Origin of the sequence: Mesorhizobium sp. B1-1-8, from assembly GCF_006442795.2 — a bacterium.
Taxonomy (GTDB): Bacteria; Pseudomonadota; Alphaproteobacteria; order Rhizobiales; family Rhizobiaceae; genus Mesorhizobium.
The window spans coordinates 2,463,816-2,487,318 of the sequence record NZ_CP083956.1 but is presented as its reverse complement, the minus strand read 5'-3'; the positions used below and the strand labels follow the sequence as shown (position 1 = coordinate 2,487,318).

At 64.5% G+C, this 23,503-nt stretch carries 22 protein-coding genes; 10 read left to right on the top strand and 12 right to left on the bottom strand.

All coding sequences use genetic code 11. From position 1 onward, the window contains the following. Positions 1–2: 2 nt before the first annotated feature. Complete coding sequence (locus tag FJ974_RS12170) at positions 3–2,672, top strand: nitrate reductase (RefSeq protein WP_140535060.1); 2,670 nt, start codon at positions 3–5, stop codon at positions 2,670–2,672. A gap of 30 nt (positions 2,673–2,702) precedes the next feature. On the opposite strand, the gene doeB is transcribed toward FJ974_RS12170, so the two are convergent. From doeB to FJ974_RS12120, 10 genes are all read right to left on the bottom strand, one after another. Continuing rightward, on the bottom strand, positions 2,703–3,704 hold the full coding sequence (gene doeB, locus FJ974_RS12165; protein WP_140535058.1) for a N(2)-acetyl-L-2,4-diaminobutanoate deacetylase DoeB: 1,002 nt from the start codon (positions 3,702–3,704) through the stop codon (positions 2,703–2,705). A gap of 5 nt (positions 3,705–3,709) precedes the next feature. Then, positions 3,710–4,888, bottom strand: coding sequence for an ectoine hydrolase DoeA (doeA, locus tag FJ974_RS12160; protein ID WP_140535055.1), 1,179 nt, complete (start codon positions 4,886–4,888; stop codon positions 3,710–3,712). A gap of 135 nt (positions 4,889–5,023) precedes the next feature. Further along, positions 5,024–6,016, bottom strand: coding sequence for a cyclodeaminase (locus tag FJ974_RS12155; RefSeq protein ID WP_140535052.1), 993 nt, complete (start codon positions 6,014–6,016; stop codon positions 5,024–5,026). Further along, positions 6,013–7,020, bottom strand: coding sequence for a hydroxyectoine utilization dehydratase EutB (eutB, locus tag FJ974_RS12150; protein ID WP_226891581.1), 1,008 nt, complete (start codon positions 7,018–7,020; stop codon positions 6,013–6,015). The genes FJ974_RS12155 and eutB overlap by 4 nt, the downstream gene beginning before the upstream one ends. 4 nt (positions 7,021–7,024) lie before the next feature. Continuing rightward, the gene (gene eutA, locus FJ974_RS12145; protein ID WP_140535285.1) at positions 7,025–7,801 is read right to left on the bottom strand and encodes an ectoine utilization protein EutA; all 777 of its coding nucleotides are present in this window, start codon (positions 7,799–7,801) and stop codon (positions 7,025–7,027) included. A gap of 5 nt (positions 7,802–7,806) precedes the next feature. Beyond that, on the bottom strand, positions 7,807–8,466 hold the full coding sequence (ehuD, locus tag FJ974_RS12140; protein WP_140535050.1) for an ectoine/hydroxyectoine ABC transporter permease subunit EhuD: 660 nt from the start codon (positions 8,464–8,466) through the stop codon (positions 7,807–7,809). A gap of 16 nt (positions 8,467–8,482) precedes the next feature. Beyond that, entirely contained in the window at positions 8,483–9,142 is a 660-nt protein-coding gene (gene ehuC / locus FJ974_RS12135) for an ectoine/hydroxyectoine ABC transporter permease subunit EhuC (protein ID WP_140535280.1), read from the bottom strand. 158 nt (positions 9,143–9,300) lie between these two features. After that, positions 9,301–10,101 carry an ectoine/hydroxyectoine ABC transporter substrate-binding protein EhuB gene (gene ehuB, locus FJ974_RS12130; protein WP_413468351.1) on the bottom strand — a complete coding sequence of 267 codons (801 nt, stop codon included), beginning with the start codon at positions 10,099–10,101 and terminating at the stop codon, positions 9,301–9,303. 167 nt (positions 10,102–10,268) lie between these two features. Beyond that, a complete protein-coding gene (gene ehuA / locus FJ974_RS12125; RefSeq protein WP_140535044.1) occupies positions 10,269–11,054 on the bottom strand; it encodes an ectoine/hydroxyectoine ABC transporter ATP-binding protein EhuA in 786 nt (261 codons plus the stop codon). 136 nt (positions 11,055–11,190) lie between these two features. Next, entirely contained in the window at positions 11,191–12,576 is a 1,386-nt protein-coding gene (locus FJ974_RS12120) for a PLP-dependent aminotransferase family protein (RefSeq protein ID WP_140535041.1), read from the bottom strand. 84 nt (positions 12,577–12,660) lie between these two features. Between FJ974_RS12120 and FJ974_RS12115 the strand changes: the two genes are divergently transcribed. From FJ974_RS12115 to FJ974_RS12085, 7 genes are all read left to right on the top strand, one after another. Beyond that, positions 12,661–13,152 (top strand): Lrp/AsnC family transcriptional regulator, encoded by a 492-nt coding sequence (locus tag FJ974_RS12115; RefSeq protein WP_140535039.1) that lies wholly within the window; start codon positions 12,661–12,663, stop codon positions 13,150–13,152. Between the two features lie 137 nt (positions 13,153–13,289). Next, a complete protein-coding gene (locus FJ974_RS12110; protein WP_140535036.1) occupies positions 13,290–14,783 on the top strand; it encodes an NAD-dependent succinate-semialdehyde dehydrogenase in 1,494 nt (497 codons plus the stop codon). Positions 14,784–14,962: 179 nt separating this feature from the next. Beyond that, entirely contained in the window at positions 14,963–16,342 is a 1,380-nt protein-coding gene (locus FJ974_RS12105) for an aspartate aminotransferase family protein (protein ID WP_140535033.1), read from the top strand. Positions 16,343–16,353: 11 nt separating this feature from the next. Further along, positions 16,354–17,454: an alcohol dehydrogenase family protein gene (locus FJ974_RS12100; RefSeq protein ID WP_140535030.1), complete on the top strand. Its 1,101-nt coding sequence runs from the start codon at positions 16,354–16,356 to the stop codon at positions 17,452–17,454. A 246-nt stretch (positions 17,455–17,700) separates the two neighbouring features. Next, the gene (locus FJ974_RS12095; RefSeq protein ID WP_140535027.1) at positions 17,701–18,909 is read left to right on the top strand and encodes an HlyD family secretion protein; all 1,209 of its coding nucleotides are present in this window, start codon (positions 17,701–17,703) and stop codon (positions 18,907–18,909) included. Then, positions 18,906–20,531, top strand: a complete 1,626-nt coding sequence (locus FJ974_RS12090; RefSeq protein ID WP_226891580.1) for a DHA2 family efflux MFS transporter permease subunit — start codon at positions 18,906–18,908, stop codon at positions 20,529–20,531. The genes FJ974_RS12095 and FJ974_RS12090 overlap by 4 nt, the downstream gene beginning before the upstream one ends. After that, the gene (locus FJ974_RS12085) at positions 20,528–20,971 is read left to right on the top strand and encodes a PPC domain-containing DNA-binding protein (protein ID WP_140536983.1); all 444 of its coding nucleotides are present in this window, start codon (positions 20,528–20,530) and stop codon (positions 20,969–20,971) included. Before FJ974_RS12090 ends, FJ974_RS12085 begins: the two co-directional genes overlap by 4 nt. A 16-nt stretch (positions 20,972–20,987) precedes the next feature. On the opposite strand, the gene FJ974_RS12080 is transcribed toward FJ974_RS12085, so the two are convergent. Beyond that, the gene (locus tag FJ974_RS12080) at positions 20,988–21,596 is read right to left on the bottom strand and encodes a cysteine hydrolase family protein (protein WP_140536986.1); all 609 of its coding nucleotides are present in this window, start codon (positions 21,594–21,596) and stop codon (positions 20,988–20,990) included. A gap of 149 nt (positions 21,597–21,745) precedes the next feature. On the opposite strand from FJ974_RS12080, the gene FJ974_RS12075 reads away from it, so the two are divergent. Then, positions 21,746–22,759, top strand: coding sequence for an ATP-dependent DNA ligase (locus FJ974_RS12075; protein WP_140536988.1), 1,014 nt, complete (start codon positions 21,746–21,748; stop codon positions 22,757–22,759). Positions 22,760–22,904: 145 nt separating this feature from the next. After that, entirely contained in the window at positions 22,905–23,186 is a 282-nt protein-coding gene (locus FJ974_RS12070; protein ID WP_140536991.1) for a hypothetical protein, read from the top strand. Between the two features lie 15 nt (positions 23,187–23,201). Here the strand turns inward: FJ974_RS12070 and FJ974_RS12065 are convergent, their stop codons facing one another. Next, complete coding sequence (locus FJ974_RS12065; protein WP_140536994.1) at positions 23,202–23,486, bottom strand: KTSC domain-containing protein; 285 nt, start codon at positions 23,484–23,486, stop codon at positions 23,202–23,204. Positions 23,487–23,503: the final 17 nt, after the last annotated feature.

The following is a 23,503-nucleotide window of genomic DNA, read 5'->3' as shown; positions in this document are numbered from 1 at the left end:
GCATGGAAGAGGCACGCGAGGTGAGGACCACCTGCCCCTATTGCGGGGTGGGCTGCGGCGTGCTGGCCGAGATCGCCGCGGACGGCAAGAAGACCGTCCGCGGCGATCCCGAGCACCCGGCCAATTTCGGCCGGCTCTGCTCGAAAGGTGCCGCTCTCGGCGAGACGCTCGGCCTCGATGGACGTTTGCTGCGGCCGGAAATCCGCGGCAAGCCGGCGGGCTGGGACGAAGCGCTGGACCTTGTGGCCGCGAAAATCTCGCAGGCGGTAGCCGAGCACGGCCCGGACTCTGTCGCCTTCTATGTCTCCGGCCAGTTGCTCACCGAGGACTATTACGTCGCCAACAAGCTGATGAAGGGCTTCATCGGCTCGGCCAATATCGACACCAATTCGCGGCTCTGCATGGCTTCGTCCGTCGCCGGCCACCGCCGCGCTTTCGGCGAGGACATCGTTCCTGGCGTCTACGAGGATTTCGAGTGCGCCGATCTCATCGTGCTCACCGGCTCCAACACCGCATGGTGCCATCCCGTGCTCTACCAGCGCATGCTCGCGGCGCGCACGGAGCGCGGAACCAGGATCGTCGTCATCGACCCTCGCCGCACCGCAACGGCCGACGAGTGCGACCTGCATCTGGCGCTCGATCCGGGCACGGACGTGCTGTTGTTCAACGGGCTGCTCGCGCATCTCGTCCAGGCCGGAAAGATCGATGCCGATTTCATCCGCGATTCCACGTCGGACTTCGATGCGGCTGCTTCGCTCGCCGGCGCCGATGCGCCGTCGGTCGCACGCGTCGCAAAAGGCTGCGGACTGGCGGCAGCCGACGTCCAGGCCTTCTACGATCTCTTCGCCGAGACCGAGCGAACGGTCACCGTCTACAGCCAGGGCGTCAACCAGTCGGCGCATGGAACCGACAAGGTCAACGCCATCATCAACTGCCATCTCGCCACCGGCCGCGTCGGCAAGCCCGGCACGGGGCCGTTCTCGGTCACGGGGCAGCCGAACGCCATGGGCGGCCGCGAGGTGGGAGGTCTCGCCAACCAGCTCGCCGCGCACATGGACTTCGCTGACGAGGCCAACGTCGACCGGGTCTCCCGCTTCTGGAAGGCGCCCAACATCGCCCGGCGCGGCGGCCTGAAGGCCGTGGACATGTTCCAGGCGGTCGCCGACGGGCGCATCAAGGCGCTGTGGATCATGGGCACCAATCCTGCCGTCAGCATGCCGGACGCTTCGCGCGTGCGCGCCGCTCTGTCCAAATGCGATTTCGTCGCCGTCTCGGATGTGACCGGCACCGACACCACGCGCTATGCCGACGTGCTGCTGCCGGCCGCCACCTGGGGCGAGAAGGACGGCACCGTCACCAATTCGGAGCGGCGCCTCTCGCGCCAGCGGCCGTTCCTGCCGCCGCCGGGCGAAGCGATGGCCGACTGGCGCATCATCTGTGAGGTGGCGACGCGCATGGGTTTCGGTGACGCCTTCGCCTACCGGACGCCGGCCGACATCTTCCGCGAGCATGCCGCGCTTTCCGCTTTCGAGAACGACGGCAAGCGCCTGTTCGACCTCGGTGGCGTGGCTGATCTCAGCGATGAAGATTATTCCGCCTTCGCGCCGCGCCATTGGCCCGCGTCCGAGCGATACGTGCAGCAGACGAGACTTTTCTCCGACGGTCGTTTCGCGACACAAGACGGCCGCGCACGTTTCGTGCCGGTGCGGCAGGAGGCGACGGCCTTCACGGTCGATGCCGACTATCCGCTTGCCTTGAACACCGGCCGGCTGCGTGACCAGTGGCACACCATGACGCGCACCGGGAACGTGCCGCGTTTGATGGCGAACGCGCCGGAGCCCGCGGTCGACCTCAATCCGGCGGACGCGGCCGCGCATCAGCTCAAGGATGGCGACCTCGCCCGTCTTTCGACGCGCGTCGGCTTCGTTCGCGCCAGGGTGCGTGTGGCCGACGCACAGCGGCGCGGCCAAGCCTTCCTGCCCATGCATTGGAGCGGTCAGTTCGCGGCCAGGGCAGCAGCCGGCCTCTTGTCCTCGCCTGTCACCGATCCGCATTCCGGCCAGCCGGAACTCAAGCATGTTCCGGTGAGGATCGTGCGCGAAGAGACTGGCTGGGCGGGCGTGCTGATCACACGGCGCGATCTCAGGCCAACCGGTTTCGTCCATTGGAGCCGGCATGCTGTCGAGGGCGGCTGGGTTTACGACCTGACCGGAACCGAGCCGCCGGACCAGGGCATTCTGCTGGCGCGCAAGCTGCTCGGCGTCCAGCGGCGGGATCAGCTCCTGGAATACACCGACCGCCGCGGGCTCGCCTATCGCGCCGCCGCCATTGACGATGCCGGCGCCATGGCCGAAGCCTTACTGGTCGCTGCTCCGGACCAATTGCCGGCACGGGACTGGCTGGTGTCGCTGCTAGCCACGCGCCAGCCGCTGTCGACGACCGATCGCAACGCGCTTCTGTCCGGCCGGTCACCCGTGCCCATGCCGGCCATCGGGCGCGTCGTGTGCGCCTGCTTCCATGTCGGCGTCAACCAGCTCGCTTCGGCGGTCGCCGCGGGATGCGACAGCCTTGAGGCGATCGGCTCGACGCTGCGCGCCGGCACCAATTGCGGCTCCTGTCGCTCCGAGATTAGAGCGATCATCGACGCGCGCGGAATGCAGGCTGCGGAGTGAAGTCGCCGCAACGATGCGGTTGCGCTATCGTCAGGGCACCAGCACGGCAAGCACAGCAGCACAATCGCCGGCCTTGACCAGGCCCGGGAAATGACGCGCGGCCAAAAGGCCCGACATCCCGGCCCTGATCTCCTGCGGTGCGGCGCCGGTACGGCCGGTCGAATGGACGCGCGCCACGACCTGGCCTTCCTCTACCTTCTCGCCAAGATCAATCATGGTCTCGATCATGCCGTCACCCTCGGCGAAGGCAAAACAATCGCCCGACGGCATATCCAGCCATTGAGTTCTGCCCTTCTCGACCGCACCGGAAACAATGCCGGCGTGGCGGAGCACGTTGAGGATGCCGCGCCGGGCAATGCGCACCGTCTCAGCCCGTGATGTCCCGCCGCCGCCGAGTTCAGTGGTGACAAAGATCTTGCCCATCGCCTCGGCCGCCGTGTCGTACATGCCGACCGCATCGATCTCGGTCATGCGCATCGAGAACGGCGCTGAAAAAGCCTCGACCGCGGCAAAGGCTTTTTTCTCCTGCGCCTTATCCGGCAGCGTGTGCGCGGCGCAGAACGGTACGAAATCCAGCGTCTTGCCGCCGGAATGGAAGTCGAACACGATATCCGCGCGGGGAAGCAGCTCACGCTGGAAATAGTCGGCAATCTTCTCCGTCACTGTGCCGTCGGGCCTGCCGGGGAAAGAGCGGTTCATGTTGCCCTTGTCGATCGGCGAGGTGCGGGTGCCGGCGCGGAACGCCGGATAGTTCATCGCCGGCACGATGATCACCGTGCCGGAAACGTCCTTCGGGTCGAGCGTGCGGGCGAGTTCGTAGAGCGCCAGCGGCCCCTCATACTCGTCGCCATGATTGCCGCCGGTGAGCAGCGCCGCCGGCCCCTTGCCGTTGCGGATGACGCAGATCGGGATCGTCACCGAACCCCAGGCGGAATCGTCGCGGCTGTAGGGCAGGCGCAGGAAGCCATGCTGGACGCCGTCGCGCTCGAAATCGACGGTCGGCGTGATCGGCGATGGACGCAGAGCTGACATCGATTTCAATCCTTCACCACCAGCTTGCGCGGCACATTGGCCAGGCATTCCACACCCGTCTCGGTGATCAGGATCGACTCGGTGATTTCCAGCCCCATCGTCTCCAGCCACAGGCCGGTCATGAAATGGAAGGTCATGCCGGGCTTCAGCTCGGTGCGGTCGCCAGGGCGCAGGCTCATCGTGCGCTCGCCCCAGTCCGGCGGATAGGAAAGACCGATCGAATAGCCGGTGCGGTTATCCTTGACAATGCCGTATTTCTTCAGGACCGCGAAGAAGGCGTTGGCGATGTCCTCGCAGGCGTTGCCGGGTTTCGCCGCGGCAAGGCCGGCCTCCATGCCTTCCAGCGTCGCCTTCTCGGCGTCCAAGAATTCCTGCGTCGGCTTGCCAAGGAAGACGGTGCGCGACAGCGGGCAATGGTAGCGGTTGTAGCAGCCGGCGATCTCGAAGAAGGTGCCCTCGCCCGACTTCATCGGCTTGTCGTCCCAGGTGAGATGCGGCGCCGAGGCATCGGCGCCCGACGGCAGCAGCGGCACGATCGCCGGATAGTCGCCGCCGATGCCGGCAACACCGCGTGTGCCGGCGTCGTAGATCTCGGCGACCAGATCGTTCTTGCGCATGCCGACCTCTATCTTGTCGACGATGCGCTGGTGCATCGCTTCGACGATGCGGGCGGCCTTGCGCATGTAGTCGACCTCGGTCGGGCTCTTGACCGCGCGCTGCCAGTTGACCAGCGCGGTGGCGTCGACGAAGCGGACATTGGGCAGGTGCTTCTGCAGCGAGGCGAAGGCAGCGGCCGAGAACCAGTAATTGTCCATCTCGACGCCGATGGTGAGCTTGCCCCAGCCGCGATCGGTGAGCACGCTGGACAAAAAGTCCATCGGATGACGCTCGGTCGACTGCACATAATGATCGGCATAGCCGACGATGTTGTCATGCGCGAGATAGGCGGTGCGTTTGGCTCCGTTGGCGTCCTGGCCGCGGCCGTACCAGACCGGCTCGCCCGAGGGCGGCACGATGACCGTCTGGTGCACATAGAAGGACCATCCGTCATAGCCGGTCAGCCAGGCCATGTTGGAGGGATCGCTGACGATCAGCAGATCGACACCCTTGGCCTCCATGGCTTTGCGGGTCTTGGCGAGGCGATCGGCAAATTCGCTTCGCGAAAATTTCAGGTTTGGCTGCATAGTTCTTGGGTCCTCGTTTGTTGGGCCTGAGCCGGTTTCAACTTTGTTGAATCCGGCTCGTCGTCTGTTTCTCTTTGCGCGTGATCTTTTCAGAAAAACCGGGTCCCACTTTTCCGGATCACGCTTTGGCCGGCATCAGCTGTCGAAAGCGGTTCCGGTTCTCGCGGCCAGCGCGCGGTCGCGGGCGAGCGTGGCGATTGCCGTGTCCTGGACGCCGGTGCCGGTGAGATCGGCAATGGTGATGTCGCTGGCCGAGCGCCGGCCGTGTTTTGTGCCGGCGATGATCTGGCCGAGCTCGGTCACCTCGGCGTCCGCCGGCATCACGCCCGTCGCGATGGCATGGTGAAGTTCGCCGAGCCGCCGCGTCTGCCTCGCGCTGTCGGCGACATAGAGATCTGCCATGCGCAGGATCGCCGGCGCGATCTCGTTCTTGTGCTCGGCATCCGAGCCCATGGCGGTGATATGCTGGCCGGCCGAGACGAAGCCGGCCTTGATCAGCGGCTCGGTCGAGGGGGTCGTGGTGACGATTATATCGGCGCCGGCAGCCGCCTTTGCCGCGTCAGGCTCGGCGCGCACGATGATGCCCAGTTTCTCGCGCAGGCGGGCGGCCGCCGCCCCGGCCTTGGCTGGGTCGCGCGCCCAGATGCGGGCTTCCTCGATCGGCCGCACCAGGCGTAGCGCTTCGAGCTGCAGTCCGGCTTGAACACCGGCGCCGAAGATCGCGGCGACGGCGGAATCTTCCCGCGACAGATGCTTCGCCGCGACCGCGCCAGCGGCGGCGGTGCGGACATCGGTCAGATAGCCATTGTCGAGCAGCAGCGCCTCGACCAGTCCGGTCTTTGCCGAGAGCAGAACCATCATGCCGCCGCCGCTGGGCAGGCCGAGCTTCGGATTGTCGAAAAAACCGGAGCTTATCTTGACGGCGAAGCCGTCTATACCGGGCACATAGGCGGACTTCACGTCGACCTCGCCGCGATGCTCGGGAATGTCGAGCCGCAGGATCGGCGGCATCGCCACCGGCAAGGTCGCCAGCGCGCGAAAAGCGTTTTCGACGCAGGCGACGGCATCGAGATCGAGCGTCACGATTTCACGCAGTTCCGCTTCGGTGAGGATGGTCATGCTGCTCATGCTGCGCGCTCCGCGAATGAGGGGGTCTCTCCACAAACGATCTTGCGGTGCAGTCCCATGTCGATGTTGCGACCGGATAGCAGAACCACCACCGGTCCATTCGCCCGGACCTTGCCTGCAAGCAGCGCCGCTATGCCGACCCCGCCGGCGCCCTCGACGATCTCGCGCTCCTGCTCATAGGCGTGGCGGATGCCGGCGGCGATCTCCTCCTCGGAGAGCAGGACGACATCGTCGAGCAGGTCGCTGCACATGGCGAAGGTCAGCTGGTTGTCGAGGCCGATGCCGCCGCCGAGCGAATCGGCCAGCGTCGGCAACTCCTCGACCAGCATCGGTCGGCCAGCATCGAGGCTGGCCTTCATCGCAGCACCGCGCGCCATCGACACGCCGACGATTTTTGTTCCTGGGCTGATGCCTTTGACGGCCGCCGCGACACCCGAGGCCAACCCGCCGCCGGACAGCTGCACCAGCACCAGCGCGGCGTCGGGAACCTGCTCGATCATCTCCAGTCCGAGCGTGCCCTGGCCGGCGACGATGGCCGGATGGTCGAAAGGCGGCAGCATGATGAGCCCCTCCTCCGCCACCAGCCGCTCGACCTCCTGCTGGGCGTCGTCCTGGCTGTCGCCGACGATGCGGATGTCCGCGCCAAGGCGGCGGATGGCGTCGAGTTTGTTTTCGGGCACCAGCCTCGACATGCAGATCACCGCGCGCATGCCTTCGAGTTTCGCTGCATATGCGAGCGCGCGGCCATGGTTGCCCGTCGAGGCGGCGACCACGCCGCGGGCCTTTTCCTCAGCGCCCAGCGAGGCAATGGCATTCGAAGCGCCGCGCAGTTTGAAGCTGCCGGTGGTCTGGCGATGTTCGAGCTTGAGATGGACGGGGAAGCCAAGCCGCTCCGATAGAGTCTCGGACAAGACGGTCGGCGTCCTCTCGATCTTGCTGGCGATACGCTCACGGGCTGTGCGGATGTCGCGAAGGGCGACGGCGCGTGTCATCGAGCGGGACATAGTCTTACCGTCCCAAAGCCATCGTCATCAGCCGCCCGAATTCCGGGCGCGGCGTCTCATCGCCACACAGCCGCAAGCAGTTCCAGGCGCTGGCCTGGTTGCTGGTCACCACCGGGCGGCCGATTGCCTCTTCCATGCCGGGAACCGCTAGCGCCGCCCGCAGCGCCGTGCAGGACACGAACAGTCCCTCCGCCTGCGGGTCCATCGCCTGGCGCGCCAATTCGACGAGGGAAGCCGGCGGGATCCGCGCCATCTCACGATCGTCCTCGAAGCCGAGGCAGCTGAAGCTCTCGATGTCGAAGCCGTGCGCGGCGAAATAGGCGGCCATCGGCCGGCTGGTCTCGACGGTATAAGGGGTGAGAATGCTGATCCGCTTCACCCCGAAAGCGTTCAGGCCGCGCACGCCCGCCATGGGCGGCGTGACCACGGCGACGCCGGGCTTGGCTGCCTGGATCGCGGCTTCGATCTCCGCATCGCCGATCACCACCGAGGCCGACGTGCAGGAGTAGCAGACGGCGTCGAGCGGCTCGTCCGGCAGAATGAGCGCAGCGCCCGCCGAAAGCTGCGGCTGCATCTTGCGCAGGTTTTCCGGTGTCGTCGGATTGGCATAGGGGATACGCGCGACATAGATGCCGATCCGCTCGCTCGCCACCATGCGGCGGAAGTCGACCTCGCTGGTGTGGTCGGTGGCTAGAGCGATCAAGCCGACGCGTTTTTCGAGCGGACGCGCGTCGAGGGCGGGCCGACTCGGCGCCAGCCGGATTTCGGGCAACGGTTTCATGACTTTCATCTCTCGATCCTGCCGTAGCGGTGCTCCAGCCAGCGCAGGAGCACGACTGAAAACAGACTGATGACGAGGAAGAAGGCGCCGACCAGCGTCATCGGCTCGATATAGCGGTAGTAGGTGTTGGCGACGCTCTTGGCCTGGTTCATCAGCTCCAGCACGGTGATCGCCGACAAGAGCGGCGTCTCCTTGAACATGGCTATGAAGTAATTGGCCAAAGCCGGGATCATCGGCGGGATCGCCTGCGGAATGATAATATGGCTCCAGGTCTGGCGGGCACTGAGATTGCAGGCCTTGGCGGCCTCCCACTGGCCGCGCGGCACATTGTCGATGCCGGCGCGATAGACCTCCGCAGTATAGGTGCCATAATGCAGGCCGAGGCCGATGACCCCGGCCACGAGCGGCGGCAGCAGGATGCCGAAATCGGGCAGCACGTAGAAGATGAAGTATAGCTGCACCAGCAGCGGCGTGCCGCGGATGAATTCGGCCACCCAGCCGACGCTGCGCGACACCGCCCTGTTCGGCGAGCGGCGCGCCAGGGCAATGGCCAGGCCGACAATCCCTGCAAGGATCGAGCCGAGCAGCGTCGCCAGGATGGTGATCTTCACCCCCTGGATCAGCGTCGGCAGGATCTGCCGGACAAAATCCCAGTCCCAATCCATTACGATGCCCAATCCATCAGACGCGCACTCCGTCGAGGCCGCGCGCCATGCGGCGCTCCAGCGAGCGCACGCCCCATGAGATGATCAGCGCGAGCACGAAATAGATGACCAGGATGGTGGTGAACGGCATCAGCGTGCTGCCGGTCTGCGAACGCACCACCTGCGCCTGGAAGGTGAGGTCGGCGAGCGAGATCAGCGACACGACCGACGTCGCCTTGAGCAGCTCGATAGCGTTGTTGCCGAAGGTCGGCAGCATCACCAAAAGCGCTTGCGGCAGGATGACATGGCGCATGCCTTGCCAGCGTCCGAGATTGAGCGCCGTGCAGGCCTCGTGCTGCTCGCGGCCGACCGACTGGATGGCGCCGCGCACCACTTCGGCAGCATAGGCGCCGACGTTAAGACCCAGCGCCAGCACGCCTGCCTGCAGGGGCGTCAGCGACAGGCCGGCGAAGGGCAGCACGAAATAGGCCCAGAACAGCTGCACGAAGATGGAGGTGCCGCGGAAGAACTCGATATAGGCGGTGGCGAGCGCGCGGATGATGAAGAAGCGCGACAGCCGTCCCATGCCGGCGAGAAAGGCCATGATCAGGGCCAGCACCGATCCCATCAGCGTCAGCTCGATGGTGACAAGCGCTCCCTGCAATATCAGGCCGATATAGCCGGACCACTGGATCATTGGGTTCCAACGTTTGCGGTTAGCCATCTTCTCCCCGTTTACGGGGAGAAGATGCCGGAGGCAGATGAGGGGCAGCGCGAACTTGCCAGAACCTGGCGCCGCCCCTCATCCGTCACTTCGTGACACCTTCTCCCCGTGAACGGGGAGAAGGCAAAAAGCTATTTCGCCGCGCAGAGCTTCTCGCGCGTCGTCGACATCGCCGCCTTGGCCGAGAAGCCGTAGGGCTCGATGATCTTGGCGAACTCGCCGGACTTCTTCATCTTGGCAAGCTCGACGTCATAAGCGTCGCGCAGCGCCTCATCGCCCTTCTTGAAGGCGGCGCCGTCGCAGTAGACCGGCGCGCCCTGCACCGGCGCGATGACTTCGAGGTTCGGATCGTTGGCCTTCTTCATCAGGTCGTTGATCGACAGGACAGGCAGCGAATAGGCGTCGATGCGACCGTCCTGCACCATCTTGAGGCCGCTCTGGCCGTCCGGCACGACGATGACGCGATCGCGCGGCACGCCGGCATTGAGCGCCAGCTTCTCCTCGGTGCCGCCGCCCGGCGCGCCAACGGTGGCGGAAGTATCCTTGGCGATATCCGCATAGCTCTTGAAGCCTTTCGGATTGCCCTTCTTGACCAGCATCGCCTCGGCGTCGCACAGCACCGGTTCGGAATAAGCGACCGCCGCGCAGCGCTCCGGCTTCATGAACAGCCCGGCGGTGACGACGTCGAAGCGGCCAGCCTGCAGGCCCGGGATCATGGCGCCATATTCGGAGATCGAGGCGACGATATCGTTGACGCCGAGGCGCTTGAAGATTTCGCGCGCCACGTCCGGTGCGGCGCCCGAAACCTTGCCGTCGGCAGCGACCGCCGTATAGGGCGGCTCGTTGGCGATGGCGACGCGGGCAAAGCCCTGCTGCTTGAGCTGCTCGAGCTTTGCGTCGTCTGCTGAACGCGCACCGGAGGCGAGCAGCATTGCGCTCACCGCCAGGCCGGCGGCGCCGGCCAGAATGCCAAGTTTCTTCATTGTTCCCAACTCCTTGTTTGCTTCTTGGTTTGCGTTGATCTCAGGACGGCGTCGCCGCCTTTTTTAGGGACGACTTTGTCGCCCTAAGGACGACTTCATCGCCTTTTGCATAGCGGTCAGACGCGATGTCCGGCCGCGATGATCTTCTTCAGGAAACCTTGCGTGCGCTCCTGTTTGGGATGGCGGAAAATCTCGTCGGGCTTGCCCTCTTCGACAATCCGGCCACGGTCGAAGAACAGCACCCGGTCGGCGAAGTCGTGGGCAAAACCCATCTCGTGGGTGACGAGCAGCATCGTCATGTCGGTCTCGGCGGCGAGCTTGCGCATGACGTTGAGCACCTCCTCGACCAGCTCCGGATCGAGCGCCGAGGTGACCTCGTCGAACAGCATAATCTTTGGCGACAGCGCCAGCGCGCGAGCGATCGCCACGCGCTGCTTCTGGCCGCCGGAAAGCTGCGCCGGCATTGCCTTCGCCTTGTCGGCCAGGCCGACCATGTCGAGCAGTTCCATCGCCCGCTTCTCGGCGGCGGCGCGTGGCATGCCCTTGGTCAGCATCGGCGCCAGCGTGACATTATCCATGACGCATTTGTGCGGGAACAGATTGAAGAGCTGGAAGACCATGCCGATCTTCTGGCGCATCTTGGCGAGGTGCCGCTCGTCGGCCGGCAGCAGCAGGCCGTTGCGCTCCATGTGATAGAGCTGCTCGCCATCGATTTGGATGTGGCCGGCGTCGATCTTCTCCAGCGTCATCAGGATGCGCAGGATCGTCGTCTTGCCCGAGCCGGAGGGACCGATCAGCGCCAGCTTCTCGCCCGGCATGACCTGCATCGACAGGCCGTCCAGCACCTTGAAGGTGCCAAAACTTTTCGAAATGGCATCGACCTTGATGATGGGTGCGGGCAATCCGTTTCCCCGTTCTGAGAAGCCTGTGCCTTTAACGATGCGAAACGCGCTAAATCATGTCAATTGGGAAAATAATATCATGACAATATTTGCGGCACCGCACGATTTCAGGGCAATTTGCGCTCCCCTTTGTGGATCAAATGGCGAGCAGGAGATGTTCCGGATCGCCAAGCAGGAGCTTGGCGACAACGCTCAACCCGGCGCGCAGTTCCCCCTCGGTGGTCGAACCCAGCGAGATGCGCACGGCAGGATGCCATGGCGTGTCGGCGATGCGAAAGGAAGCCCCCGGCGCGATCGCCACGCCGCGCAGACGCGCCTGCGCGACGAAGCTTTCCTCGGCGCGGTCAGCGGGCAGTTCAAGCCACAGATGCAGCCCGTCGCGATGGACGCGGTAGTCGACACCCGTCAGCACTTCCGCCGCAATATCCTGGCGTCGTCTGAGCGCCGCGCGCTGCCAGCGCACCAATTCTATCGCCGTGCCGTCGGTCACCCAGCGCGTTGCGATCTCCGCCACCATCGGCGTCGCCATCCAGTTCGACACGAGATGACGGTTGGCGACCGCCGCGACATAGCGGTCCGGCACCGCGAGATAGCCGATGCGCAGGCCGGGCACGATGATCTTGGTGAATGAGGTGACGTAGAGTGTGCGTTCGGGCGCGAAAGCGGCAACCGCCGGTGGCCGGTCCTCGACCAGCGGCCCCAGCACATCGTTCTCGACGATGGCTATGTCGTGCTTGCGCGCCACCGCCGCGATCTGCTCGCGCCGCGCGGCATCCATAAGCGTCGCCGTGGGGTTGATCACCGAGGGCTGCACGAACACGGCGCGAATGTCGGAGAGACGGCAGGCCTCGTCCAGCGCCTCGGGAATCAGGCCGTTTTCGTCGATCGGCAGGCCTTCGAGGTTGAAGCCGAGATAGCGGGCGAGCGGTATCAGCGTGTGGTGGCCGATCGCTTCCGTGGCTACCGTCGAGCCCGGCGGCGCCACGCTCATCAGCGCCACCGTCATGCCGGCGGTGGCGCCATTGGTCAGGTTGACGTTCTGCGGCGAGGCATCGAGGCCGCAGAGCTTCAGCCATTCGACCGCCACCGCGCGATGGCGCGGAAACACCATGTTGGGCCGGAACGACAGCGCCGAACTCGACGGCAGGTTCTCGGCCAGCCAGCCCAGCGCCTGCTTCAGCTTCTCCAGATGCATCGGCTCGCAGACCGGCTTCAGGATGGACAGGTCGATGACCTCACCCAGCCGCTCCGGAAGATAGGGCGGCTCCGGCTCGCGGCGCTGCGTCTGCACAAAGCTGCCGCGGCCGACTTCGCCGGAAATCAGGCCGCGGCGGATCAGTTCCTCGTAGGCGCGGCTGACGGTCTGCACAGAAAGTTTCAGATCGTCGGCAAGGCGGCGATGCGTCGGCAGCCGGGCGCCGTTGGCGAGCCGCCCGTCATGAATCGCGCGGGCGAACTGGTCGGCCAGCGACAGATAAGCCGGCCGGCGAATGAGCGCGGGATCGGGTTGCCACAATGTCATGACTTATTAGAGATCGAAATCAGTGCAATTGACAATCGAAATAATGCATCGTCATGGTACGCCGGACCCAAAAAGTGGACATCGATGGCCGCCGCGAAACTCGACCCGATCGACCTCAGGATTCTCGAAGCGATCCAGCGCGACGGGCGCATCACCAAGCTGGCGCTGGCGGAAAAGGTCGGCCTGTCGCCGACGCCGTGCTGGATGCGGCTGCGCAAGCTGGAAAAGGCCGGCATCGTCTCCGGCTACCATGCCGCGATCGCCATGCGCACGATCGCGCCGGTGGCGACTGTGCTGATGGAGGTGACCTTGGCCAGCCATCGCCAAGCCGATTTCGACCGCTTCGAGCGTGTCATCCGCGACATTCCCGAGATCGTCGCCTGCTGGTCGGTGGGCGGCGGCGTCGATTATGTGCTGAAGGTGATGGCGCGTGACATCGACACCTATCAGCGGCTGGTCGATGCCTTGCTCGAGCGCGAAATCGGCATTGACCGCTATTTCACCTACATCGTCATCAAGACGGTGAAGGACGAGGCGGTGGTGCCGCTCGCCGACCTGCTGCCGGTGCAGTCGTAAAGATCTCCCTCGTGGAGAGATCGTCTGGCCCGGCGGCGCAGTAGAGAGAATCTCTCTACGCAACAGCGCCCAAACAGTCTCATCCTTTGCGCGATACCTCTAGTCTTGCGGCATCACACCAACCGGAGCAGCCGATTATGTCCGCGCACTTTGCCCGCTCGCACCGCCACGAAGCGCTCGACCGCCTCGCCGACCGCAAGCTGCTGCGCGAGCTCGCCTATGTCGATGGCCACTGGACGGCAAGCGAGGCTGCGGAAAGTTTTGAAGTTACCGATCCGGCGACCGGCGCGACCGTAGCTTTTGTTGCCGCGCTCGATGCCGGGCAGACGACGAAAGCCATCGACGCGGCCGCCTGCGCCTTTCCGGCCTGGCGGTCGCAGTTGCCGCAGGAACGCTCCAGGATCTTGCGAAAATGGTTCGAACTGATCATCGCCGCCAAGGAAGATCTGGCGTTGCTGATGACGCTCGAGCAGGGCAAGCCGCTGAAGGAATCGCTGGGCGAAATCGACTATGCCGCCTCCTTTATCGAGTGGTACGCCGAGGAAGCCAAACGGCTCAACGCCGAGAGCGTTACCAGCCATCTGCCGAACGCCGAGATGATGGTGCGGCGCGAGCCGCTTGGCGTTGTCGGTGTCGTCACACCGTGGAATTTTCCCTCGGCCATGCTGACCCGCAAGGCCGCCGCCGCCCTCGCCGCCGGCTGCACCATCGTCGCCCATCCCTCTTCGGAGACGCCGCTGTCGGCGCTGGCGCTGGCCGAACTCGGCGAGCGCGCCGGACTGCCGGCCGGTGTCTTCAACGTGCTCACCGGCAAGGCTTCAACGATTGTCGGCAGGATGTGCGAAGACCCGCGCGTCCGCGCCATGAGTTTTACCGGCTCGACCGAGATCGGCCGGCTGATCGCCGCGCAGAGCGCGCCGACGATGAAGCGGCTGGTGATGGAACTCGGCGGCCACGCCCCGCTGATCGTCTTTGCCGACGCCGATCTCGACAAGGCTGTCCGCATCGCCGTCGATGCCAAATTCGCCACCTCGGGCCAGGACTGCCTTGCCGCCAACCGCATCTATGTGCAGCGGCCGGTCTATGACCGCTTCTGCGCCGCTTTCGCCAGGCGCATCGAGGCGTTGCGGACCGGCAATGGCCTCTCGGACGGCGCCGACATCGGGCCGCTGATGCATGAGCGCGCCGTCAAGAAGGTCGAGGAGCAGGTCGCCGATGCGCTGACCCATGGCGCGCGCTGCCTGACCGGCGGCAAGCGGCATCAGGCCGGGCCGCTGTTTTATCAGCCGACGCTGCTCACCGATGTTCCCGACGACGCGCTGATCATGCGCGAGGAGACCTTCGGCCCGGTCGCCGCCGTGACGCCCTTCGAGGACGAAGCGGAAGTCGTCGCCCGCGCCAACGCCACCGAATACGGTCTCGTCGCCTATGTCGTGACCGAGAACGGTGCCCGCCAGCAGCGCCTCGGCCGCGCCCTCGACTACGGCATGGTCGCCATCAACCGCGTCAAGATCACCGGCGCGCCGATCCCGTTCGGCGGCGTCAAGCAGTCCGGCATCGGCCGCGAAGGCTCGCGCCACGGGCTGGAGGCTTTCACGGATCTGAAATACCTCTGCCTGGACGTCGCCTGAGGTGTGCCGATATTCAGGTGATGCCGGCCTGCAAACGGCGGCTTCCTCCGCTTCCGGTGCTCACGTACTTAAGTACGCTCCGCTCCGGTTCTCGGAAACCGCCGTTTTCGTCTCGGCCTGACCTGAATCTCGACACACCTCAAGCCGCGCTGGGTCTACATTTTCATTAGGAGAAAAAGATGCTCGATCAGTCCAATGAACTCGCCGCCTGGGATCGCGACCATTTCTTCCATCCCTCGACCCATATGGGCACCCACGCGCGCGGTGAGTCTCCGACCCGCGTCATGGCCGGCGGCGAAGGCGTCACCGTCTGGGACAACAACGGCAAAAAGAGCATCGATGCCTTCGCCGGCCTCTATTGCGTCAATGTCGGCTATGGCCGCCAGAAGATTGCTGATGCGATCGCCGCGCAGGCGAAGAACCTCGCTTACTACCACGCCTATGTCGGGCACGGCACCGAGGCGTCGATCACGCTCGCCAAGATGATTATCGACCGCGCGCCGAAGGGCATGTCGAGGGTTTATTTCGGCCTCTCCGGCTCCGACGCCAACGAGACCAACATCAAGCTGATCTGGTACTACAACAACGTGCTGGGTAGGCCGGAAAAGAAGAAGATCATCTCGCGCTGGCGCGGCTATCACGGCTCGGGCGTGATGACCGGATCGCTGACCGGGCTGGAGCTGTTCCACAACGCCTTCGACCTGCCGCGCGCGCCGATCCTGCACACCGAGGCGCCTTATTATTTCCGCCGCGCCGACCGCTCGATGAGCGAGGAGCAGTTCTCGCAATATTGCGCCGACAAGCTTGACGAGATGATCCTGGCAGAAGGCCCCGAAACGGTCGCCGCCTTCATCGGCGAACCGATCCTCGGCACCGGCGGCATTGTGCCGCCGCCCGCCGGCTATTGGGAAAAAATCCAGGCCGTGCTGAAGAAATACGACGTGCTGCTCGTTGCCGACGAGGTGGTGACCGGCTTCGGTCGTCTCGGCACGATGTTCGGCTCCGACCATTACGGCATCAAGCCGGACCTGATCACCATCGCCAAGGGCCTGACCTCGGCCTATGCGCCGCTCTCCGGCGTCATCGTCGCCGACAAGGTCTGGCAGGTGCTGGTGCAAGGCTCCGACAAGCTCGGCTCGCTCGGCCATGGCTGGACCTATTCGGCGCATCCGATCTGCGTTGCCGCCGGTGTCGCCAATCTCGAGCTGATCGACGAGATGGATCTGGTGCGGAATGCCGGCGAGACGGGCGCCTATTTCCGCGCCGAGCTCGCCAAGGCCGTCGGCGGTCATAAACATGTCGGCGAGGTGCGCGGCGACGGCATGCTGGCGGCGGTCGAGTTCGTCAAGGACCGCGACGACCGCGTCTTCTTCGATCCTTCGCTCAAGATCGGACCGCAGGTCGCCACGGCGCTTGCCGCCAGCGGCGTCATCGGCCGCGCCATGCCGCAGGGCGACATTCTCGGCTTCGCGCCACCGCTCTGCCTGACGCGCGCGGAGGCCGACACGATCGTCGCCAAGACGGCCGATGCCGTGAACGGCGTGTTTGCCAGCATCTGAAATCGACCACTGTGAATTCCATGACCAAAACCCTCCCCGCCACCATGTCGGCCGTGCTGCTCACCGGGCACGGCGGACTGGAAAAACTCGTCTACCGCACCGACGTTAAAGTGCCGGTGCCTGCGTCGGGCGAAGTGCTGATAAGGGTTAGCGCTTGCGGGATGAACAACACCGACGTCTGGGTGCGCCAGGGCGCCTATGGCACCGAGGAGGATGCCGGGGCGGTGTCGACCTGGCGCCGGCAAGGCAACACGCTGACCTTTCCCCGCATCCAGGGCACCGACACGGTGGGCACCATCGTCGCCGTCGGCGACGGCGTGCCTGCGAACCGCATCGGCGAGCGCGTCATGGTCGATTTCTCCATCTATAACCGTGACGACGATTCACTTGCCGACATCGACTATATGGGCCATGGCCGCGACGGCGGTTACGCCGAATATCAGACGCTCCCGGCCGAGAATGCCCATGTCGTCGATACCGACCTTAGCGACATCGAATTGGCAACCTTCTGCTGCGCCTACCTCACCGGCGAGCAGATGCTGGAGCGCGCCGGCCTGAAGGCCGGCGAGCGGGTGCTGGTCACCGGCGCCTCCGGCGGTGTCGGTTCCGGCATCGTGCAGCTGGCACGCGCCCGCGGCGCCATTCCCTATGCCGTTGTCGGCAAGGGCAAGGAACAGGCGGTGCTCGATATCGGAGCCGAGAAGGTGATCACGCGCGGCGTGGCCGACCTGCCCGCCGCCGTTGCCGAAGCAACCGCTGGCCAACCCATCGACGTCGTCGCCGATCTGGTCGGCGGCGCCATCTTCAACGACCTGCTGCGCATCCTGCGGCCCGAGGGCCGCTATACGACTGCCGGAGCGATCGCCGGCCCGGTGGTGCAGCTCGATCTCCGCACGATGTATCTCAAACAGTTGCAGCTCCACGGATCGAGCCAGGGCACGCGCGCCGACTTCCGCCGCATCGTCCGCTATATCGAGGAAAAGAAGATCAGCCCGCTGGTCGGCGGCGTCTACAAACTGTCGGATTTCCACCGCGCCCAGACCGACTTCATGGCCAAGGATTTCGTCGGTAAGCTGGTGGTGGTGCCGGACGCGACATTCGACAACAGCTGAGATCATCTGTCGATCAGACCGGCTGGTCAGAAACGCGCTGAGGCGGGCACTGTTTCGAATTTGCCAGTGCAAAATTCGAAGCTATTTCACAAAAGAGTGACCCGCTCGGCAGATACCGGCGCGCGGCTTCCTGTGGATCGGGACGCCACGGCTCAAGCAGAGCGGAGGAACTTTTCCCGGCGCGCGCTGTTGACCCCGAATTGCGCCATTCGCGCAGATCCCCAGGTCGATTGAAGGCGATTCCTCATGGATACGAATTCTCCAGTCGCCGAACCCGTCGATGAAAGGCAGCAGCCCGCGCGTCGTGCTGACAAGCAGGGCAAAGGCCCGCGGCGGTCCGATGCGGAAAGAAAATCGAAGGCCGACGCCCCACCGGAACAGGATGCCTCGCCAGAAGAATCTGGCGCTTCCCAGGACAAGCGCCGCAACCTGTTCGGATCGATCAGGCGCCATCCTTTCGTAACCGGAGCTATTCTGCTCGTCGTGCTGCTGGTGGCTGCAGGCGTAGTGCTCTGGTGGCTGAACGCGCGCAACTATGAGTGGACCGACGACGCCTTCATCGATGCGCGCACGGTTACCGTCGGCGCCGAGATCGCCGGACGCATCACCGACGTCGCCGTCACCGACAACCAGCCCGTCGAGGCCGGCGCCGTGCTTTTGCGCATCGACGACAGCGACTATCAGGCTTCGCTCAAACAGGCAGAGGCCGGCGTGGTGGCGGCACGGGCCGGGATAACTGACGTGCAGGCCCAGACCGTCGCGCAGAACGCCAAGATCGACGCCGCTCAGAAGCAGGTCGCGCAAGCCGAGGCCGCGCTCGAATTCGCCAAGGCCGAGGACAAGCGCAACCGCGAATTGCTGGCCAAGGGCACGGCGACGCAGCAGCAGGCCGAGCAGGCGGCTTCGACGCTGCGCCAGGATCAGGCCGCCCTCGACACGGCCATGGCCAATGCGGAGGCCGCGAAAAGCCAACTCGCTGTCCTGCAGGCCCAGGGCAAAAGCGCTGAAGCCAAGCTGCAGCAGGCACAGGCCACCGAGGATCAGGCCCGCACGACGCTGACGCGCACCACAATCGTCGCCCCGGTTGCCGGGCGTGCCACAAACATCACCGCCGCGAAAGGCACCTACGCGCAGCCGGGACAGGTGCTGATGATGTTCGTCCCCAAGGATGTGTGGATAAGGGCCAACTTCAAGGAAACGCAGCTCGACCTGATGCGGCCGGGACAACCCGTCGACATCGCCATCGACGCCTATCCGGACAAGACCTTCCACGGCCGTGTCGACAGCGTCCAGGCCGGCAGCGGCACCGCTTTCAGCCTGCTGCCCGCCGAAAACGCCACCGGCAACTTCGTCAAGGTGGTGCAGCGCGTGCCGGTCAAGATCGTCTTCGACCAGCCGCCCGACGCCTATCTCGGTCCAGGCATGTCCGTCGTGCCGACGGTCAAGGTGCGATGACTGACGTGACGGCAACAGCCCATGGCGGTGAAAGCCGCTCGGCAGCCGGCGGGCGCAATCCGTGGCTCATTGCCGTCGTCGTCTCCATCGCCACCTTCATGCTGGTGCTGGACACCTCCATCGCCAATGTCGCGCTGCGCAACATTGCCGGCAGCCTTGCGGCGGGCATGGATGAGAGCACCTGGATCATCACCACCTATCTGGTCGCCAATTCGGTCGTCATTCCGATCAGCGGCTGGCTCGCCGATATCATCGGCCGCAAGCGCTATTACATGCTCTGCGTCGCCACCTTCACGACCGCATCGCTGCTCTGCGGGCTGGCGCCGAACCTGCCGATGCTGATCGTGTTCCGGGTCATTCAGGGTCTCGGCGGGGGCGGCATGGCGCCGAGCGAGCAGTCGATCCTGGCCGATACGTTTCCACCCGAAAAGCGCTCGCAGGCCTTCGCGCTCTACGGCATCGCGGTCGTTGTCGCACCGACGGTCGGTCCGACGATCGGCGGCTGGCTGACGGACAATTTCTCCTGGCACTGGATCTTCTTCATCAACGTGCCCTTCGGCATTCTGTCGCTGGCACTCGTGCAGTGGCTGGTGGCCGAACCCGCGGTGCTGGAGCGTGAACGCCAGGAGCGGCTGAAAGGCGGCCTGAAGGTCGACTGGATAGGCTTCGTGCTGGTGGCGCTGGCGCTTGGCTGCCTCGAAGTATTCCTCGATGAAGGCCAGCGCAACGACTGGTTCGCGTCGAACTTCATCACCACCTTCGCCGTGATCTCCACCGTATCGTTTCTCCTGCTGATCCCGTGGGAGATTGCCCGCCGCGATCCGATCGTCGACATGCGTCTCTTGTTCACGCGTCAGTTCGGCACCTCGTTCCTGGTGATGATGGCGGTGGGCGCCGTGTTGTTCAGCACGACCCAGCTCATGCCGCAGCTGCAGCAGACCGCCTTCGATTACACCGCGACGCTGTCGGGGCTTTCGCTGATGCCGGGCGGCATCGCCTTGCTGATGCTGATGCCGGTTTCCGGCATCGTTTCCGGCTTCGTGCAGCCGAAATATCTAATCATGCTTGGCATGTCCGTAGTGGCGGTGGCGCTTTGGCACATGACCGCTCTGGCGCCCGATGCCAGTTTCAGCTTCTTTGCCTATGCCCGTGTTTTCCTGATGATCGGCCTGCCCTTCCTGTTCATTCCGATCTCGACGGCGGCCTATGTCGGCCTACCGCCGCGGAAGACCAACCAGGCCTCGGCGCTGATCAACGTTGCCCGCAACAACGGCGGCAGCATCGGCGTCTCGCTGACCAACACGGTGATTGCCCAGAACGCGCAGGTGCATCAGTCGAACCTGGTCGCGCACACCGCGCAATCGTCATCCACCTATCAGGAGACGCTGCGGCAGGTCAGCGACTATTTCATCGGCCAGGGCTCGACGGCCATCGAGGCGAAGGCGCAGGCGGTCGGCTGGATAGGCCAGCTTATCGGCCGCCAGGCGACGCTGCTCGCCTATGTCGACGTCTTCCGCTACTCGGCGATCGCGACCGCACTGCTCGTGCCGCTCGCCCTGTTGCTGCGCTCGCCCAAGCCGGGGAAGACGGCGAAAGGAGCCAACGCCGAGGGTATGACATGAAATCGAAGCTTGTTGCCGAGACTTCCGGACAGCGGACCTTCGTCGTCGTGCTTGAGCCTGGCGAGGAGGCAATCGCCGCGCTAACTGCCTTTGCCGGCCAGAACGGAATTGCCGGCGCGTCCTTGACGGCGATCGGAGCGTTCGAGCGGGCGGCCGTCGGCTGGTTCGATTTTCAATCGAAATCCTATCGCAAGATCCCGGTCGACGAGCAATGCGAGGTGCTGAGCGCCATCGGCGACATTGCCGTCGACGACAGCGGCAAGCCCAGTCTCCACGTCCATACGGTGCTTGGCCTGAGAAACGGCACGACACGCGGCGGCCATCTTCTGGAAGGCGTCGTGCAGCCGACGCTCGAGATCACGGTGCTGGAAACGCCAGGTCATCTGCGCCGCAGGAAGCGTTCCGATCTCGGCATCGCCCTGATCGATCTCGAGGCCTGACGGCAGCCAGTCTCGATCAGCTCCAGGCCAAGAGAACGGCTTCCATTTCGACCGTTTCCACCTGTTGCGCGAAGCGTTGATGGTAGACCGTCATGAGTGCATCGTGCGTCGCGTCCGAAGAGCTGCAAAGCGCATCGGTGACCAGCACGACGCGATAGCCGATATCGATCGCGCCCAGCACGGTGGCCAGCACGCAGACATCGGTTTCGCCACCGGTGACGACCAGCGTATCGATCCGGCGCTCGGCGAGCACCGCCTGCAGCCTGCCTTCCGGCCAGGGCGAATAGACGTGCTTGTCGATGACCAGCGCCGGCGGGCAGAGGGAAGACAGCGGCGGCAGCAGTTCGGCCATCTCGGGGCCGACCTTCTCAATCGTCATCGACGCCCATCGCTCGTAATAGCGCTTCCAGGTGCCGGCACCCTGGCCAGGCCTTTCAGCGGGCAGGAAACGGGTGAAGATTGTTTGCTCCGCTTTCCTCTCGACCAGGCCGACGATCTTCGGAAGGACGCGGGTGATCCAGGGCGTCGCCCATTCCGATGGTTCGGCGAACAGTTTTTGCATGTCGACGCAGAGATGCGCGCAGTGGTCGCCCAAAGGACCATAGGTCAAGCCCGGAAAGGACATCAATTCGACTCCAGCATGGCCTCGGTTGAACGCCACCCCTTGGCACTCGTTCCTCCTGAGCCGGCAACCAGATTTCCGGTCGAACGTTCCAACGGGATGGACGGGAACCGAGATTTCCACCCAAGGCATCACCGTGGAACGGAAGAGCGATGGTAAAGGCAGCGGCCGACACATTCCCGCTGCCGCTGGACACGCCTCCGATGGAAGCCCGGACCGCCGACTTGCTGCCGGATGACAATGGTGTTTGGCAATACGAGCCGAAATGGGATGGCTTTCGCTGCCTTGCCTTCAAGGGGCGCGCAGCCGTCGATCTCAGGGCCAAATCCGGCAAGCCGCTCGGCCGCTATTTTCCCGAACTGACAGCCATGTTGCGCGAATTCGACGCAAGAGATTTCGTCATCGACGGCGAAATCGTGATCGAGATTGACGGGCGGGCTTCGTTCGACGCCCTGCAAATGCGGCTTCATCCGGCGGAGAGCCGCATCCGCAAGCTGAGCCAGGAAATACCTGCGCAGCTGATCCTGTTCGATATGCTGGCAGCACCAGGTGGCAAGATCCTGCTCGAAAGATCGCTGCCTGAGCGACGAGCGGCTGTCGAAGACTTGGCCGCCAAATCTGACCGCCCGGCCATGCGGCTTTCGCCTTCCACGACAAGTCTTGCGACCGCCAAGCGATGGCTGCAAGGCGCCGGTCACGGCTCCACGGATGGCGTGGTCGCCAAGGCGCTGTCGGAGCCCTATCAGCCGGGCGAGCGCGCCATGATCAAGGTCAAGCGCCTGCGCACGGCCGACTGCGTGGTCGGTGGATTCCGCTATCTCAGCGCCAGGCGGCAGGTCGGCTCGCTGCTGCTTGGTCTCTACAACGACAGCGGCTTGCTCGACCATGTCGGCTTCACTTCGACCATAGGCAATGACGAGCGTCCGGCGATCACCGACAAGCTGGAAAAATTGCGCGAACCTCCCGGCTTCACCGGCAAGGCGCCTGGCGGGCCGAGCCGCTGGAGCACGGAACGCAGCGGAGAATGGGAGCCCGTGCGGCCGGAACTCGTCGTCGAGGTCCGCTTCGACCATGTCACCGGTGACCGCTTCCGGCACGGCACAAAATTGTTGCGCTGGCGGCCCGACAAAGCGCCGCGCCAATGCACCTTCGAACAGATCGAGTAGGTTCGAACCGCGATGTCTTCTCCCGCAGCAAGGATCGGAAGGCGGGCCCGGAGCGGTTTGCCGAATAGCCGAAGGAACAACTGATCCGCTCGGCGGTTCCTTGAATGGAGCAAAACGCGTGCAAGCGTCAGCATTGGAGAACGGGATGGAACCGCGCAACAAGCAACGATCCGCAAAACAGGATGAAGCCGAGGCTCCGACCATCGAACAGCAGGATCGGGACGACATCGAGGGCAGCAGAATTCTCCCCGACAGCGTCGTCGTGAATAGCGATCCGCAGGATGACGTCGAAGCGGAAGGCGCCCTTCCCGAGGAAGACGACGACAACCCCTATCAGAACAGCGATGAAGCCTTGCCGGATGACGAGGAAGAACGCGCGCTGTCGCGGGATCCCTCGAAGGAAGGAAGCCGGTTCGACGAGGTCTAATCCCCCGGTTCCAGCTTACCCGCCACGTCCCAGCGTTCGTTTGATGAACGCTTTCTGACTGGGTGCTTGGCCATTGCGAAGCGACCGATCAGGCGCCCCCTGCTCGACCAGACGAAACTTGTAGCGGTCGCGCACGAATTCGTTGAAGAACCGTCCTTTCGAAGAGGCCGCCTTGAAAGCCGCATAGGTCTCTGGTTCCACCTCCTCGTAATCATAGCGGTTGCCGCTCGGGACGAACCACACCGACAGGGTCTTGGTCGACGGATCGTAATACGTGTTGCGGATGGCGGTGGAAGGCATCTCGGACATCCTTGCTT